The organism is Prodigiosinella confusarubida (genome assembly GCF_002847015.1).
Classification (GTDB): Bacteria; Pseudomonadota; Gammaproteobacteria; order Enterobacterales; family Enterobacteriaceae; genus Prodigiosinella; species Prodigiosinella aquatilis.
This window is the reverse complement of the sequence record NZ_CP025085.1, coordinates 1,931,535-1,947,838: the sequence shown is the minus strand read 5'-3', so window position 1 is coordinate 1,947,838 and position 16,304 is coordinate 1,931,535. Positions and strand designations below refer to the sequence as shown.

General features: G+C 49.6%; 12 protein-coding genes. 4 read left to right on the top strand and 8 right to left on the bottom strand.

What is annotated here, in order from left to right; all coding sequences use genetic code 11:
- The first annotated feature begins 13 nt into the window (after positions 1–13).
- Positions 14–1,114, top strand: a complete 1,101-nt coding sequence (gene pemA / locus CWC46_RS08990; RefSeq protein ID WP_021016923.1) for a pectinesterase PemA — start codon at positions 14–16, stop codon at positions 1,112–1,114.
- Positions 1,115–1,191: 77 nt separating this feature from the next.
- Here the strand turns inward: pemA and glnB are convergent, their stop codons facing one another.
- The 5 genes from glnB to purL all read right to left on the bottom strand — a co-directional run bounded on the left by glnB (position 1,192) and on the right by purL (position 9,749).
- On the bottom strand, positions 1,192–1,530 hold the full coding sequence (glnB, locus tag CWC46_RS08985; protein WP_021016924.1) for a nitrogen regulatory protein P-II: 339 nt from the start codon (positions 1,528–1,530) through the stop codon (positions 1,192–1,194).
- 104 nt (positions 1,531–1,634) lie between these two features.
- Positions 1,635–2,972 (bottom strand): two-component system response regulator GlrR, encoded by a 1,338-nt coding sequence (gene glrR, locus CWC46_RS08980; RefSeq protein ID WP_021016925.1) that lies wholly within the window; start codon positions 2,970–2,972, stop codon positions 1,635–1,637.
- Entirely contained in the window at positions 2,969–3,652 is a 684-nt protein-coding gene (gene qseG, locus CWC46_RS08975) for a two-component system QseEF-associated lipoprotein QseG (protein ID WP_051391531.1), read from the bottom strand. Before qseG ends, glrR begins: the two co-directional genes overlap by 4 nt.
- A gap of 89 nt (positions 3,653–3,741) precedes the next feature.
- Positions 3,742–5,175 carry a sensor histidine kinase gene (locus CWC46_RS08970; RefSeq protein WP_021016927.1) on the bottom strand — a complete coding sequence of 478 codons (1,434 nt, stop codon included), beginning with the start codon at positions 5,173–5,175 and terminating at the stop codon, positions 3,742–3,744.
- A 689-nt stretch (positions 5,176–5,864) separates the two neighbouring features.
- Positions 5,865–9,749, bottom strand: coding sequence for a phosphoribosylformylglycinamidine synthase (gene purL, locus CWC46_RS08965; RefSeq protein WP_021016928.1), 3,885 nt, complete (start codon positions 9,747–9,749; stop codon positions 5,865–5,867).
- Positions 9,750–10,024: 275 nt separating this feature from the next.
- Here purL and mltF point away from each other — a divergent pair, with 275 nt between their 5' ends.
- Complete coding sequence (gene mltF / locus CWC46_RS08960; protein ID WP_037381949.1) at positions 10,025–11,470, top strand: membrane-bound lytic murein transglycosylase MltF; 1,446 nt, start codon at positions 10,025–10,027, stop codon at positions 11,468–11,470.
- An 18-nt stretch (positions 11,471–11,488) separates the two neighbouring features.
- On the opposite strand, the gene tadA is transcribed toward mltF, so the two are convergent.
- Positions 11,489–11,995, bottom strand: a complete 507-nt coding sequence (gene tadA, locus CWC46_RS08955; protein ID WP_021016930.1) for a tRNA adenosine(34) deaminase TadA — start codon at positions 11,993–11,995, stop codon at positions 11,489–11,491.
- 104 nt (positions 11,996–12,099) lie between these two features.
- Positions 12,100–12,993 (bottom strand): N-acetylmuramic acid 6-phosphate etherase, encoded by an 894-nt coding sequence (murQ, locus tag CWC46_RS08950; RefSeq protein ID WP_021016931.1) that lies wholly within the window; start codon positions 12,991–12,993, stop codon positions 12,100–12,102.
- Positions 12,994–13,227: 234 nt separating this feature from the next.
- Here murQ and lapG point away from each other — a divergent pair, with 234 nt between their 5' ends.
- Complete coding sequence (gene lapG / locus CWC46_RS08945) at positions 13,228–13,881, top strand: cysteine protease LapG (RefSeq protein WP_037381952.1); 654 nt, start codon at positions 13,228–13,230, stop codon at positions 13,879–13,881.
- A 9-nt stretch (positions 13,882–13,890) separates the two neighbouring features.
- On the top strand, positions 13,891–15,831 hold the full coding sequence (lapD, locus tag CWC46_RS08940) for a cyclic di-GMP receptor LapD (protein ID WP_021016933.1): 1,941 nt from the start codon (positions 13,891–13,893) through the stop codon (positions 15,829–15,831).
- A 67-nt stretch (positions 15,832–15,898) separates the two neighbouring features.
- Here the strand turns inward: lapD and CWC46_RS08935 are convergent, their stop codons facing one another.
- Positions 15,899–16,240, bottom strand: coding sequence for a hypothetical protein (locus tag CWC46_RS08935; RefSeq protein WP_021016934.1), 342 nt, complete (start codon positions 16,238–16,240; stop codon positions 15,899–15,901).
- Positions 16,241–16,304: the final 64 nt, after the last annotated feature.

The window sequence follows — 16,304 nt, the reverse complement described above, 5'->3', positions numbered from 1 at the left end:
TAAGGAATTTTTTATGCCGAAAACAACCTATGGTACGTTAGCACTAGCGCTCCTGATTGCAGCCCCCTGGCACACTGTAGAGGCTGCTCAATCGTATAATGCAGTAGTGTCTACTGCACCGGGAGACAGCAAAACGTTTACGACCATCGCGGATGCCATTGCCAGCGCCCCGGCAGATAACACCTCATTTGTGATTTATATTAAAAATGGCCTTTACCACGAACGCCTGACGATCACTCGCGCCAACCTGCATCTAAAAGGTCAAAGTCGGGACGGAACCATTATCGCCGCCACAACCGCCGCAGGGACCCTGAAATCAGATGGGACTAAATCGGGGACATCCGGCAGCAGCACCGTGAAAGTCAATGCCAACGATTTCAGCGCGCAATCACTGACTATTCGCAACGATTTTGATTTCCCGGCCAACCAGGCCAAAAGTGACAGCGATAGCACGAAAATCACCAGCACTCAGGCCGTAGCGCTGTATGTCACGGCTAATAGTGATCGGGCCTATTTCAAAGATGTCAGCCTGATAAGCTATCAGGATACGCTATACGTATCTGGTGTACGTAGCTTCTTCTCCGATTGTCGAATCAGCGGTACGGTGGATTTCATTTTTGGCAGTGGGACTGCCTTGTTTGATAATTGCGACCTGGTTGCTCGCAACCGTCTGGATGTCAAAAGCGGCAATGTCTATGGTTATCTGACCGCCCCCAGTACCAACATTAACAAGAAATACGGGCTGGTTTTCACAAATAGCCGGGTTATAAAAGAAAGCGATGCCATTCCGACCCAAAGCTACGGCCTAGGTCGCCCGTGGCACCCCACGACTACGTTTTCTGATGGTCGCTACGCTGATCCTAATGCGATCGGGCAAACCGTGTTTATTAACACCAGCATGGATGACCATATTTATGGCTGGGATAAAATGTCCGGTAAAGACATAAATGGCAATACCATTTGGTTTTATCCGGAGGATTCACGCTTCTTCGAATATAAATCCTATGGAGCCGGGGCAGAAAAGAGCGATCAGCGTCGCCAACTGAGTAATGCGGAAGCGGCTGAATATACACAATTGAAAGTGCTTGATGGTTGGGTGCCTACGCTGCCGTAACCGCAGTGTCATATCATTTCAAAACAGAAAGCCAGCCACGAAGACTGGCTTTTACAAACGTGGGAAACTACAGGCGTTCAGATCGCTTCCTCATCTTCTTCTCCGGTGCGAATACGCACGACACGTGCAACATCAAAGACAAAAATTTTACCATCCCCAATCTTGCCGGTTTGTGCCGTCTGCATAATGGTTTCCACGCAGGTATCCACAATATCGTCGGCCACCACAATCTCTATTTTTACTTTTGGTAAAAAATCAACCATGTATTCAGCCCCACGATAAAGTTCGGTATGGCCTTTCTGACGACCGAACCCTTTGATTTCTGTTACCGTCATGCCAGTAATGCCTACTTCAGCCAGTGCCTCACGTACATCGTCCAGCTTGAATGGTTTGATAATTGCGTCAATTTTTTTCATGATGAAACCTTACTTAATAGTAACTTTACAGCGGCTAGCGCCAGGCAGTAGTGAATAGACAGACTGCGACACCCGCGATTAAAACAGTTTACAGTCAATTAACATTATTCTTTAAAATCACTGGCGTCCAGCTCATGACGCGCCAGCAGCTTATAGAACTCGGTCCGGTTACGCCCAGCCATCCTGGCAGCCTGCGTAACATTTCCTTTGGCAATTTGCAGCAGTTTACGCAAGTAATTCAGCTCAAACTGATGGCGGGCCTCTACAAACGTCGGCAGTGCGGTATTTTCACCTTCAAGCGCCTGCTGCACCAGCACTTCACTGATAACCGGAGCGCTGGTCAATGCAACGCACTGTTCTATCACGTTTACCAGTTGCCGCACATTACCCGGCCAACTAGCCGTCATCAGGCGCTTCATCGCATCAGTAGAAAAACTGCGTACAAACGGTTTATGCCGGGTTGCCGTTTCCTTTAATAACTGATTGGCCAGTAAAGGGATATCTTCGGCACGCTCATTCAGCGTCGGGATTTTCATATTCACCACATTCAGACGATAGTAGAGATCCTCACGAAACTCCCCTTTTTCCATCGCTTTTGGTAAATCACGGTGCGTAGCCGAAATAATTCGTACATCGATATCCAGGTCGTGATTACTGCCCAACGGACGAACCTTACGCTCCTGCAAAACGCGTAACAGTTTAACCTGTAATGACAACGGCATATCGCCAATTTCATCCAGAAACAACGTACCACCTTCCGCCGCGCGGAAAAGCCCTTCGCGCTGACTCACCGCACCGGTAAATGCACCTTTGGCATGACCAAATAATTCCGACTCCAGTAAAGCCTCAGGTAACGCACCGCAGTTAATAGCAACAAATGCTTTTTTAGCCCGGGGACTGGCAGCATGAATGGCTCGTGCCAATACCTCTTTCCCGGTCCCGCTCTGTCCGTTAATCAGCACACTGACATCAGATTGGGCGACCATTTTGGCTTGTTCAAGCAAACGCAACATCAATGGACTGCGCGTTACTACCGTTTTCCGCCAGCTGTCATCACCTACTGGTGCTGACAAGGCCAGCGCTTCATCAATAGCCTTATATAATGCATCCCGGTCAACGGGTTTGGTCAAAAAGCTGAAGACGCCCTGCTGCGTTGCAGCAACGGCATCAGGAATGGAACCATGTGCCGTCAAGATGATTACCGGCATACTGGGCTGATTTTTCTGGATCTCTGCAAACAATGCCAGCCCATCCATTTCATCCATCAATAAATCGCTGATAACCAGATCGATTTTTTCACGCACCAACAACCTCAGTGCTTCCTGCCCACTGGTAGCCGTAATTACACTAAATCCTTCGCTGGTCAGACGCATGCCAAGTAATTTCAATAAACTGGGATCATCGTCTACCAGCAGTAGATTAGCCGCTTTCCGTGTCGTCATTCGTCTCCGGCCCCTTTTTTAGCTGCCTTTTCTGTTCCTGACGGCACAGGGGAAATCACTTGATGTTCATCGCCATCCGAGAGCGTACTAGATGTCTGCTTACGTGACGAAAGCTGGCGTTCAATGTCAGTCAGGCTTTCCAGTTTCCGGGTCGTTGTTTCAAGTTGATATTGCAACTGAGCCTGCTGTTCATGTAATTCACTGATCTGTTTGTCACTGACATCCTGTATCCGCTGAGCACGCAACTGCTCATCCGCCAACGAAATCCTCAGGTTCTGTTTATCACTCCAGACTTGCAGCAAAGGAAGTACTGCTGGCGGCACGTACTGTCGGTTACTATTAATATGTTCGAGAATTTGACGCTGTTCCGCTAGAGAAGCGTCGGCGCTATCCAGCAGAATGCCCTGTTTGAACGTCACTGCCCAGTCTTGTCCCGTCAACAATAGTGACGCTTCCCGGGCCTGAACCGGCGTTAATTGCCCAGCACAGTCCATCATACGCAGCCAGTACAAGGCATTATTCATCGCATCCTGGCTGTCAACTCGCCAAAGGTGAACACACGAGACATTATGATAATCTGCTACCTGCTCTTTAGGGGGAGTATCTATCACATAATGAGTGTCAGTGCGGTGAATAACGTTATCGGTGCAGCCCACCAGCAACAAAAGGAGAAGCAGCATCGGACGCTTAAATACATGGCCCGGCGATGCTGACAACAAAACAGCAGGACGCAGTTGGGACACAAAATAAACAGACCGTGCATTCATAGCTAACTCTCAGCGGTTAATGGTAACTCAATACGGAAACAGACGTCAGCGTAGTCAACCGGGACCAAATTCAGTTCACCATGCATACGGCGGATACAATCCTGAGCAATGCTTAAGCCCAGACCACTACCTTTTACCGCACCTTTACGTTGATGGACGCCCTGATAAAAAGGTTCGAAAATCATGTTTTGCTCTGCACAGGGAATCGGCGTACCGCTATTGGCAATATCAATTTGGATACGTTGTCCCACCTGACGGCTATAAACCCAAATGTTACCGGATTCCTGCCCATAGTGCACCGCATTGGAATAGAGATTATCAATCACCCGCATCAGTAATGTCGTTTCAGCTCGGCAATGCGTGACATCCAATGCAACCTGCGTTTGCATCATTTTGGCCCGAGCTGGCAAACTGTGAGCGGACACAACCATGTCGACGATGTCGTCTACATCGACTAACTCAAACTCCATCGGAGCATCAGCCAGTTTACGGTTATAGTCCAACAGTTGTTCAATTAGCTCGAGCAAATGCCGACTGCTGCTGTCCAGAATGGTCACGACTTCTTTTTGATCGTCCGTCAATGGTCCCACGACTTCGTCTGCCAGCAATTCTGTCCCTTCACGCAAACTGGCCAGCGGGGTTTTTAACTCATGGGAAATATGGCGCAAAAATTCGTGTCGTTGAGCTTCTAACCATGACAGTCGTTCACTCAGCCAGATAATCCGCTGCGCCAATGAGCGAATTTCCCGCGGCCCTTTAAAGGTACTGGTATTCCCAAGTGAACGCCCTTCGCCCAGCCGGTTAATCATCCGTTCAACACCTTTTACTGGCCCAATGATCATACGGGTAAACAACATCACCAGCAGCAGACTGACCAGGAACAGCAACAGCGACTGCCAGCCAAAAAATCGGCCACGTTCCGCAATCGCCTGCTGTAACTGCTGACCACGGGAAAATACGACGTCTCTGGTGGCCTGAACCATTTGTGCATTGGTGTGGGAAAATGTTTCCAGCAAAGTTGATGCGGTCGACTCTAGGCCACCGTTTTGGCAACGAATGTCTGCAAGTTGCGTTAGATACTGACGTAAATTCTGGTAATAGCTGGGGTCAGGCAGAATAGACGCGTGAACATCAAGCATCTGGGCATAGTGCTTACGCTGGTTTTGATACAAATCAGCCAGGGTTTGATCATCAAGAACACAATATTGACGGTAGCTACGCTCCATTGCCAAAGCTACTCTAGACATCGCTTCACTGCGGCGGATATCAGCCAGCATGGTACGGTTCATTCCCGCCGCCTGCTCACTGAGCGTATCAAGACTGTTATAAGCCTGATACGCCAATACCAGCAGCGGCAAAAGCACCAGCAGAAAAGCCATAATAACCAGTTGCCGCAGAGAACGCGGGAATAAACGCCATCGTTTCAAGGAAATCATCTCGTTACCTTTCAATCCGTTCAGATGCTAACTGACTCAGATAAAAGTTCAATGTTTTCGCCATCGCTGTGCGTAACGGCTCGCAATAGCGATGTGATTATCAGAGAAATACCATCGGAAATGGGATGTTCATGTAACAGAACAGCATTCACATGATGATAAAAAAGAAAACCCGGTCCAGCATAATTGCCTGACCGGGTTGGAAATAGGTGGTGCCTCACTCAACGTGTCGCCCGATGTTTGATAAAGTTCGCTTGCACGTACAGTTATCGCTGAGGTGGACGATAGGCACCTTTTCTTTTGGCGTCATTCTGGATGTTATGAGCGAAAATATGCCAGTTGGCAATGCAGTCATAACCAGTTGAATGAGCAGCTAATAATTAAATGCATTAATCATGCCAAATGCCAAAGATTAAACATAATTAATTGAATAATAACAATAAATAAAAATACGCCACAAGCAAACATGGAATAACACTGACAATCATCAGTATCTGCTGACGATAACCTGTTGTTCTGTCTCCAGAAGGAGACACTCTTGAGCGTTATTAAATTAATTATTATAAATCAACAAGTTAATAGTCTCTTTTTTGAGACAATCGAAGTACTCAATGTCGCCAATTTGAGACAGATCAGAAATCAAGAGTCCGAAGCCTCTTGATTTCGACCTGTAAAGCAGATTTCCGGCATCACCCCAATTGTCTGCGAGCGTTACGGAACATGCGCATCCAGGGGCTGTCTTCCCCCCACTCTTCCGGATGCCAGGAGTTGCTCACGGTACGAAATACTCGTTCTGGATGCGGCATCATCACTGTTGCTCGGCCACTAAGGCTGGTCACCGCAGTAATGCCATTGGGTGATCCGTTCGGATTAGCGGGATAATCTTCTGTTACCTGACCGTAATTATTGACATAACGCAGCGCAATAAGCCGGCTCTGTTCCAGAGCGTCCAAATGGGCATCGTCACGCACTTCTACCAGTCCTTCACCATGAGAAACCGCAATCGGCATGCGGGAACCCACCATATCCTGCATAAATAGCGACGGACTATTAGTAACTTCAACCAGGCTGAAGCGAGCTTCGAAACGATCAGATTTATTGCGAACAAAACGAGGCCAATGTTCAGCTCCCGGAATCAGTTCACGTAGGTTGGACATCATCTGACAACCATTACAGACCCCCAACGCCAAGGTTTGTGGACGCAGGAAGAACGCAGAGAACTCATCACGCACCCGGTTGTTGAACAGAATCGATTTCGCCCACCCTTCACCGGCACCCAGCACATCACCGTAAGAGAAACCACCGCAAGCCACCAAAGCCTGGAAATCTTGCAGATCACACCGACCAGCCAGTAAATCACTCATATGCACATCGATGGCTTCAAAACCGGCACGATGAAATGCGGCGGCCATTTCTATATGAGAGTTAACCCCTTGCTCACGCAATACCGCCACTTTAGGCCGGCACTGGTTGCTGATGAATGGGGCAGCAATATCTTCCTGCGGTTCAAAGGTCAGTACTACATTCAGGCCGGGATCGTTATCATCAGCCTTGGCATTGTGCTCCTGGTCAGCACACTGCGGGTTGTCGCGCAGACGCTGCATCTGCCACGTAGTCTCTGCCCACCAGTTACGCATCGTGGTGCGCTTCTCGTGGTAAACGATCTCACTCCCCTGAGCGATAACGAAGTGATCGCCCGGTTCTGCCGTACCCAGATAGTGGGTGCAATCCGCCAGCCCAAAGTCAGCCAGCACTCGCTCAACCTCAGCACGGCGTGACGACTCAATCTGGATAACAGCCCCCAGCTCTTCATTAAACAGGACAGCCAGTGCGTCCTCACCCATCGAGCTGATGTCAACCGTCACACCACAGTGACCGGCAAAGGCCATTTCTGCCAGTGTTACCAGCAAGCCGCCATCTGATCGGTCGTGATACGCCAGCAACGCTTCATCCGCTACCAGCTTCTGCATGGCATTAAAGAAGCCGGCGAGTTGATCAGCATTACGCACATCCGCTGTCTTGCACCCCAGCTGACGATAAACCTGGGCTAGTGCCGTGGCAGCCAACGCATGATTTCCGGCCCCCAAATCAATCAGCAGCAGCGCGTTGTCCTGACCGGAACGCAGTTGCGGCGTAACGGTATTACGAACATCCTCAACCCGAGCAAAGGCAGAAATCACCAGCGACATCGGGGACGTTACCGCATGCTCTTCACCCCCTTCCTGCCAACGGGTTTTCATCGACATGGAATCTTTACCCACCGGGATAGTCAACCCCAGAGCCGGGCATAACTCCTCGCCAATCGCCTTGACTGCATCATACAAGCCGGCATCTTCACCCGGATGTCCCGCCGCAGCCATCCAGTTGGCTGACAGTTTGACGCGCTTCAGGTTACCTATCTGCGTACCGGCAATGTTGGTCAACGCTTCACCCACTGCCAGACGGGCTGAGGCGGCGAAGTTACGCAGCGCCACCGGGGCCCGTTCACCAATGGACATGGCCTCACCGTAATAGCTATCCAGACTGGCCGTGGTAACAGCACAATCCGCTACCGGTACCTGCCACGGTCCCACCATTTGATCCCGCGCAACCATGCCGGTCACACTGCGGTCACCGATGGTGATCAGGAACGTTTTCTCCGCCACCACAGGCAGGTGCAACACACGTTCCACCGCTTCCGCCAGATAGATTCCCGTGCGATCAAGCGGTGTGCCTTCCACCGATTGATGCACAACGTCACGCTGCATTTTAGGCACTTTACCCAACAGCACTTCAAGCGGTAAATCAATTGGTCTATTGTTGAAATGACGGTCATTCATGGTCAGATGCTGTTCTTCGGTAGCCTCGCCAATAACCGCGTAAGGTGCCCGCTCGCGACGGCAGATTTCATCAAACAGCGCCAGTTGCTCCGGTGCCACCGCCAGGACATAACGTTCCTGCGATTCGTTACACCACACTTCCAACGGACTCATTCCCGGCTCATCGTTGAGAATGTCGCGCAATTCAAAACGACCGCCACGACCACCATCACTTACCAGTTCCGGCATCGCGTTGGAAAGACCACCCGCGCCCACATCATGAATAAACAAAATCGGATTTTCTTCACCCAACTGCCAACAGCGGTCAATCACTTCCTGACAACGACGCTCCATTTCCGGGTTATCCCGTTGTACAGAAGCAAAGTCGAGATCAGCATCAGACTGGCCGGAAGTCATGGAAGAAGCGGCACCACCACCCAACCCGATGTTCATCGCCGGGCCACCCAGAACAATCAGTTTGGCGCCAATACTGACTTCACCTTTTTTCACATGATCAGCACGGATATTACCAATACCACCCGCCAGCATAATTGGCTTGTGATAACCCCGGACTTCGACCCCGTTATGGCTATCAACAGACTCTTCATAAGTCCGGAAATAGCCAGTCAATGCCGGACGGCCAAATTCGTTGTTAAACGCTGCTCCGCCCAGCGGGCCTTCTACCATGATATTCAACGCGTTGACAATACGATCGGGCTTGCCAAAATCATGTTCCCACGGTTGGACGAATCCAGGGATACGCAGGTTGGAAACCGAAAAGCCCACCAGACCAGCTTTCGGCTTGGCACCGCGTCCGGTCGCACCCTCATCACGGATTTCGCCACCAGAACCGGTAGCGGCACCCGGCCACGGTGAAATAGCGGTGGGGTGGTTATGCGTTTCGACCTTCATCAGGATATGGGCTTCTTCCTGATGGTAGTCATACACATTTTTCGTATCGGTGAAAAAGCGACCGACCGCTGAACCTTCCATGACCGCCGCATTATCTTTGTAAGCTGATAGCACGTGATCCGGGGTGTGCTCATAGGTATTTTTGATCATCTTAAACAGCGATTTTGGCTGCTTAACCCCATCAATAACCCAATCGGCATTAAAAATCTTGTGGCGACAGTGCTCTGAATTCGCCTGAGCAAACATGTACAACTCAATATCGGTCGGATTACGTCCCAGTTTGATAAACGCATCCATCAGGTAATCAATTTCATCTTCAGCCAATGCCAGGCCAAGACGAACATTAGCCGCCTCCAGTGCCTGACGCCCCTGTAGCAGAATTTCCACCCGTTTTAGCGGTGCAGGTTGATGGTGGGTGAACAGTTGTGTCGCCTGTTGCAAATCATCGAACACGCTTTCCATCATCCGGTCGTGTAACAGAGCACCCAATTCCTGCCACTGTGCTTCGCTGAGTGTCGGGGCATGAATATAGAATGCCAGACCGCGCTCCAGCCGCAGGACTTTCTGCAAACCACAATTATGGGCGATATCTGTTGCTTTGGAAGACCAGGGAGAAATAGTGCCTGGGCGAGGCGTAACCAGAATCAGATGCCCCGTAGGTTCATGTTCCGTGAGAGAAGGGCCATATTTCAGCAGGAGGGTCAGTCGTGATTGTTCATCGCTACTTAACGGGGCACTCACATCGGCGAAATGAACATATTCAGCATAAATGTCACTGACAGGCAGATAGTTTTCATTGCAACGCGCCAACAGTTTATTGATACGAAAAGCCGATAAAGCAGGTGAACCACGCAGTATTTCCATAATCTAAAATTCTCTCATCTTCGATGCACTGACCGCAGTGCGTCATGGGCGCTACAGGGGGGAAACGCGCGTTATTATAGTGAATCCTGACGCGCGACGAAACCGTTTGCGTCGCTATTGTTCAACATCCACGACCGGACAAGCTCAATTTGTAACCAAGTCAATAAAAGTTGCACAGTGACGATTTGTTACGCAAAATGCCCCGACTCGGGTTTTTCGTATAAAAAACTGCCGCTACAGACAGACCGACCATCAGGTCACCGAGAGACAACTATTTGAAGCGTCTAACGATAAATTATTTTTTCATCGGGGTAATCGCTCTGCTGTTGATGTTGGCACTATGGCCAAATATTCCCTGGCGTAGCAGCCAGGACGTCCAGCTCAGGCAGATTCTTTCACGTGGTGAGTTGCGAGTCAGTACTATCAACTCCCCCTTGACGTACTACCTTAATCACGGTTCCCCCGCAGGACTGGATTATGAACTGGCAAAACGGTTCGCCGATTACCTCGGTGTTCAGCTGGTGGTTTCAACACGCCAGAACATTGACGGTCTGTTCAACGATCTTGATAACGGTAATGCCGATTTGCTGGCCGCTGGTCTGATCTACAATCATGAACGCCTGAAGCGTTTCAAAGCCGGACCGACCTACTATTCTGTGTCTCAACAGCTCGTGTATCGGCTGGGAACGCCTCGTCCGACGTCACTGGATAAACTTCATGGCCGGCTGGTTGTCCTGTCCGGCTCCGCCCATGCGGCAACCCTCCGCGATCTGAAGGCTCATAAATACCCACAATTGAAATGGGAAGTCACCTCGAATATCTCCACACAAGACCTGCTCAAACAAGTGGCCGATGGTAAGCTTGATTACACATTGGCAGACTCGGTCACTATTGGTTTAATGCAGCGGATTCATCCCCAACTGGCAGTAGCAGCCGATATCAGTGATGAAGAACCCGTAACCTGGTATATGCGACGTACTCACGACGACAGTCTGTCAGCGGCACTCCTCGATTTTTTCAGCCAGATAGAGGAAGACGGTACCCTTGCTCGTCTGCAAGAGAAATATCTGGGTCATGTGGGAGAATTCGATTATGTGGATACCACGACGTTCCTCGCCGCCATTGATGACACGCTACCGGCCTTGCGTGCACTGTTTGAAAAATACGCAACGAATATCGACTGGAAACTCCTGGCGGCGATTTCCTATCAGGAATCACACTGGAATCCGCTGGCCACCTCACCCACAGGCGTTCGTGGCTTAATGATGCTGACGCGCAATACCGCAGAGAGTCTGAATGTATCTGATCGACTCGATCCAGAAGAAAGCATTCGCGGTGGTGCACAATATTTGTCGAACATGATGCAAAGAATGCCAGATACCATTCCCGAAGATGAAAAAATCTGGTTTGCGCTGGCAGCCTACAATATGGGGTATGCCCACCTGATGGATGCTCGTAAATTGACAGAAAAACAGAAAGGGAATCCGGACAGTTGGGCTGATGTAAAAATGCGGCTACCGATGCTAAGCCAGAAACGCTACTATACCCAGACGGCCAACGGGTATGCCCGCGGTCACGAAGCCTATAACTATGTCGAGAATATTCGGCGTTATATGGTTAGCCTGGTCGGGTATCTGTCAGAAAAAGAAAGCAAATTGCAGCAGCAGAAGCTGGCCGGGCAGGCTTATCCGGTTGTACCGCCAGAAAAACTTCCACGGTAGATACGTTTCTCATCGCCGTTACTCAGGAAGTGTTCCTTTTCCCGCAACCCGGCGCGCTTTATGCTGTTCCCGCCGCATACGAAAAAAGGCGCTCAACATAGCAGCGCACTCCTCCGCCAGAACACCACGGGTGATCTGTATCTGATGATTCATCCCTGGATGATGCAGAATATCCACCAACGATCCTGCGGCACCGGTTTTTTCATCTGTCGCGCCATAAACCAATCGCCCAATACGACTATGGATCATCGCACCCGCACACATTACGCACGGTTCCAAAGTGACATATAGTGTCGTATTTAACAGCCGGTAATTCTGTAACACCTGTCCGCCCTGACGCAACGCCATCATTTCGGCATGGGCGGTAGGATCATGCTTGCCTATCGGTCTGTTCCAACCCTCACCAATCACCTGGTCATTGCACACCAGAACCGCACCAACCGGGACTTCCCCTTCATTCTGGGCTTTCTGTGCCAGTGTCAGGGCATGACGCATCCAGTATTCATCGTCTACTATGCGGTTCATAATTCCTCTTGATACCGTTTACAGCCGTACCGAGGGCAGCATTATACACACGCCATCCCGGAGGGAAATATTTCAGCAGTAACCGGCGACAGCTCTCACACCGATCAATCTCTGATCGCTGCGCGCAGATAACCATTATGATGGCTCAACCTCCATTGTGCTTCTTCAGCGTCACAACCGACCAGAATCATCACAATAGCCGGTTTAACATTGTAGTCGGTCTGTTCCAGCACCGACTGCGCCTCTGCCCTATTTACGCCGGTTGTCTCCATGACAATGCGGCAGGCGCGATCCATCAACTTGATGTTGGTAGCCTTCACATCCACCATCAGATTCTGATAAACCTTGCCCAGCTTCACCATCACACCGGTAGAAATCATATTCAAAATCAGCTTTTGTGCCGTACCTGACTTCAACCGGGTTGATCCTGTCAACGCCTCGGGACCTACCAGTGGTGAAATCGCGATCTCCGCTTCCCGAGCAATGGGGGACTGGGGGTTACAGGAAATCGCGGCGGTATGGCATCCCAGCTGATGCGCATAACGTAATGCACCAAGCACATACGGTGTGCGACCCGAGGCCGCAAGGCCGATGACCATATCTACCGGTTTCAAGGACAGGTTAATCAGATCGGCTTCACCCAGCGCTGGATCGTCCTCCGCGCCCTCCACCGCCTTCAGCAAGGCACCGGGTCCGCCAGCAATCAGACCGATAACCAACCCATGAGGCACGCCAAAGGTAGGTGGACATTCTGATGCATCCAGCACACCCAGTCTTCCGCTAGTTCCCGCACCAAGATAGATCAACCGTCCTCCAGCTTTCAGACAGGCAGCAGTAACCTCAACGACCTGGGCAATCGCTGGCAGCACCTGACTGATCGCCTCGGGTACTTTTTGATCTTCCTGGTTAAATACCGTCATCATATCCAACGTTGACAACAGATCTAAATTCATCGTCGCCGGGTTGCGAGTTTCTGAAACCAATGACCCTAATTCCATATTCTTCCCACTTTTTAACCATGATGGTATCGTCGTTGGCGACATAGTAATCCCTTTTTATCTCCTTCGTCCCTTTTGCCACACACGCTCTTTTTAGCATGTTGAAAGTAAGATATTCTGCGACGGTCTATAATGTCAGATTCATCAAGGCAATAATGCTAGATGATATTCCTTTGGGTAAGCAGAGAAGCCAGATTGAAATACCAGTGGCGTTGTCAATCATGCCTTAGAGTATTGCTGTATTTATTTACTGGCGTATTCCTGCTGCTGGCCGATTCTCTGTATGCCAATTGGAATTTCGCTACTATTGAACAGCGCACCGACCAGCTTTACGGCCCCGCCACACCTGATGCACGCAAACGAATAAAAGAGTGGCAGTCTCTGTTGCTGAACCAGCGAAATGCAACCGAAAACCAGAAGCTGGACGCCGTTAACCGATTCTTCAATGACAAAATTATTTATCAGGAAGATATTGATGTCTGGCACCAGGTGGATTACTGGGCTACACCGATTGAAGCATTGCGTAAAGGCGAAGGTGACTGTGAAGACTATGCCATCGCCAAATATATAACACTGCGCCATCTGGGTGTTGATCGAGAAAAATTACGTATCACTTATGTTAAGGCGCTGCGTTTAAACCGTGCGCATATGGTGCTGAGTTACTACCCTACTCCGAATGCTATTCCATTGGTGCTGGATAGCTTAATCAATAAGATTCAGCCAGCCACACAACGCACTGATTTATTTCCAGTTTATTCATTCAATGGTGATGGATTATGGCTGCCTGGCGCAAGCGGTAACAAACGCGCCGGAGACAGTAAACGCCTTTCGCGCTGGCAGGATTTACTCATCAAGATGCGCGCTGAAGGATTTTCAATTGAAGAGTAGGACGAGGCTATGTCGCTATTTAAACAATTATTGATAGCCATCTGCTTGTTTATGCTGGTGCTGTTCAGTGGCGGTTTCATTGCCAACCTGGAAAGCTCCCGTGAGCAATATAACAATCAGTTGAACTCACATGCACAAGATTCGGCAACAGCGTTGGGGTTAGCACTCACACCCAATATTGACGATCCTGTCATGGTAGAACTCATGGTCAGTTCTATCTTTGACAGTGGCTATTTTTCCAGCATTCGTGTCCTGAATATAGCCACCCATAAAGTGATACTGGAACGTACCGCATCACCTGAAATCCCGGATGTTCCCAGTTGGTTTGTTCATTTGGTGAATTTGCAGCCGGGTATCGGAGAAGCTACCATCATGCGTGGCTGGGAACAGGCAGCCCGGGTTAAAGTCATCAGTCATCCTATGTTTGCTGTCGCCCGTCTCTGGCAAAGTACAGTCGCCACATTTATCTGGTTGCTAGCCTGCGGGGCCATTGGTCTGACTCTCGGGGCCCTCTTTCTGCGCCGTCAGTTACGTCCCCTGGACTACATGGTGGAACAATCAATGGCCATCAGTCGTCACGAATTTTTAAGCTTATCTGATCTGCCGAAAACGCCGGAGCTACGTCGGGTAGTTGAGGCCATGAATTTAATGGTCACCAAGCTTAAAACATTGTTCGAGGAAGAAGCTCAGCGCAGTGAACAATTACGACAGGAAGCCTATCAGGATCCACAGACCGGTCTGGCCAATCGCCGCGCATTCGATACCCAACTAAAAACAAAACTTAGTGCTGAGGATACGGCTCCCGGTTATCTCCTCATGATTCGGTTACAGGACCTGGGCAAGATGAACCAGCGTCTTGGTGGTGCCAGAACCGATGAATTACTGATTTCAGTAGCGAATATTATCCATCAATGCAAAACACACACTATTGGCCCCGATAGCGTGACCGCCCGCATCCGTGGTGGTGAATTCGCTTTGTTTTGTCCCGGTCTGATAAAAAAAGAGGCTGCTATACTGGCCAACACGTTATCCCGAGGCATTGAAGCCCTGTTTTTAGCCGACGAAACCGATGTATCACCGGTTGCGCATGTGGTATTGGTTCCATTCCACACCGGAGATACCGTTCAATCCTTGTTTATCCAGGGAGATCAATTACTCACCCGTGCTGAGCATAATGTCGATATCAGATCGGAAGATAACAATCAGGAGTCCCCGCAATGGGTCGAGGATCAACACTATTGGTTTAGTTTGCTGAAACCGCTGCTTGACCAGGAACAGGTTCAGCTTTTCCTGCAACCCGTCGTTAACTGCCTGCACCCTGAACAGGTGATGCACAAAAAAGTGCTGGCTCGCATTACTGATAAACGGGGCAATAAGATTAACGCCGGAAAATTTCTGTCGTGGATACAACGTTTTGGCTGGAGTACCCGGCTGGATCAAATCATGGTGAAGCATACACTTGCTTACCTGGAAAAACATGAAGGTACTCTGGCTTTGAGTTTATCCGGTAGTACCGTACTGGACCTGCAACTGATGGAACAGTTGCTAAAACCGTTACAGTCTAAACCTGCACTGGCCAAACGTCTGATTCTGGAACTCGATGAAAATCAACTACCAGACCCCGCCCATCTGGGGTCGTTGGTAAAACTGCTGAACGAGTACAAGTGCAAGTTAGGTCTGCAACACTTTGGCGGGCGATTTATGATGATCGGCAACCTATCTCAATGGGGACTTGCCTATCTGAAAATTGATGGAAGTTACATCCGCGATATTGATCAAGAAGAAGACAAAAAAATGTTTATTGAAGCGCTGTATCGTGCGACCAACAGTATCGATCTCCCACTCATTGCCGAGCGTGTCGAAACAGAGGGCGAATTGCAGGTATTGCAGGAAATGGGTATTCAGGGTGCGATGGGACGCCTTTTGGGTAGCCCGGTTGCCGCAGAATAGAGCAACATAAAAAAACGGCCTGTCGGTTTCCCCGGCAAGCCGTTCTCAATATACGGGCCATATATCGTCAAAACATTTTATCTTCATCTTCACGGATCAATGCATCCAACCCACCCAGCACTTCACGAGCCTGCGCTCGATTAATCAATTTTAGCTGTGCTGCGACAGGAAAATCCGTGATATTCACTTGACCCTTATTGATCAAGACCTGAATTAAATCTTCCAATACACGAACCATTTCCAGATCGCTGTTGCGCAACTTCTGTAGACTGGACAAAATGACTTCCTGATTGTTCAGCCATGCGATTGCTTCCACAGAATCTTCCGCTAGTTCGCCATTCATTTCAGGAAACGGTGACTCTTCAACCCTGATTAAATTGCTATTGCTGTCTCGCAAAATATAGAACATAGACAACCCTTTTTTATTTTCAGAGAAGAGCGCCGCACATATTGTACGATGCTCTCTGTATCCA

What these genes read in the sequence shown, in the direction of transcription:
- lapD (WP_021016933.1), top strand. Translation starts at nt 13,891, where the DNA reads ATGTCGCTATTTAAACAATTATTGATAGCCATCTGCTTGTTTATGCTG.
- tadA (WP_021016930.1), bottom strand. Translation starts at nt 11,995, where the DNA reads ATGAACCGCATAGTAGACGATGAATACTGGATGCGTCATGCCCTGACA.
- qseG (WP_051391531.1), bottom strand. Translation starts at nt 3,652, where the DNA reads ATGCTGCTTCTCCTTTTGTTGCTGGTGGGCTGCACCGATAACGTTATT.
- purL (WP_021016928.1), bottom strand. Translation starts at nt 9,749, where the DNA reads ATGGAAATACTGCGTGGTTCACCTGCTTTATCGGCTTTTCGTATCAAT.
- glrR (WP_021016925.1), bottom strand. Translation starts at nt 2,972, where the DNA reads ATGACGACACGGAAAGCGGCTAATCTACTGCTGGTAGACGATGATCCC.
- CWC46_RS08935 (WP_021016934.1), bottom strand. Translation starts at nt 16,240, where the DNA reads ATGTTCTATATTTTGCGAGACAGCAATAGCAATTTAATCAGGGTTGAA.
- murQ (WP_021016931.1), bottom strand. Translation starts at nt 12,993, where the DNA reads ATGGAATTAGGGTCATTGGTTTCAGAAACTCGCAACCCGGCGACGATG.
- pemA (WP_021016923.1), top strand. Translation starts at nt 14, where the DNA reads ATGCCGAAAACAACCTATGGTACGTTAGCACTAGCGCTCCTGATTGCA.
- CWC46_RS08970 (WP_021016927.1), bottom strand. Translation starts at nt 5,175, where the DNA reads ATGATTTCCTTGAAACGATGGCGTTTATTCCCGCGTTCTCTGCGGCAA.
- glnB (WP_021016924.1), bottom strand. Translation starts at nt 1,530, where the DNA reads ATGAAAAAAATTGACGCAATTATCAAACCATTCAAGCTGGACGATGTA.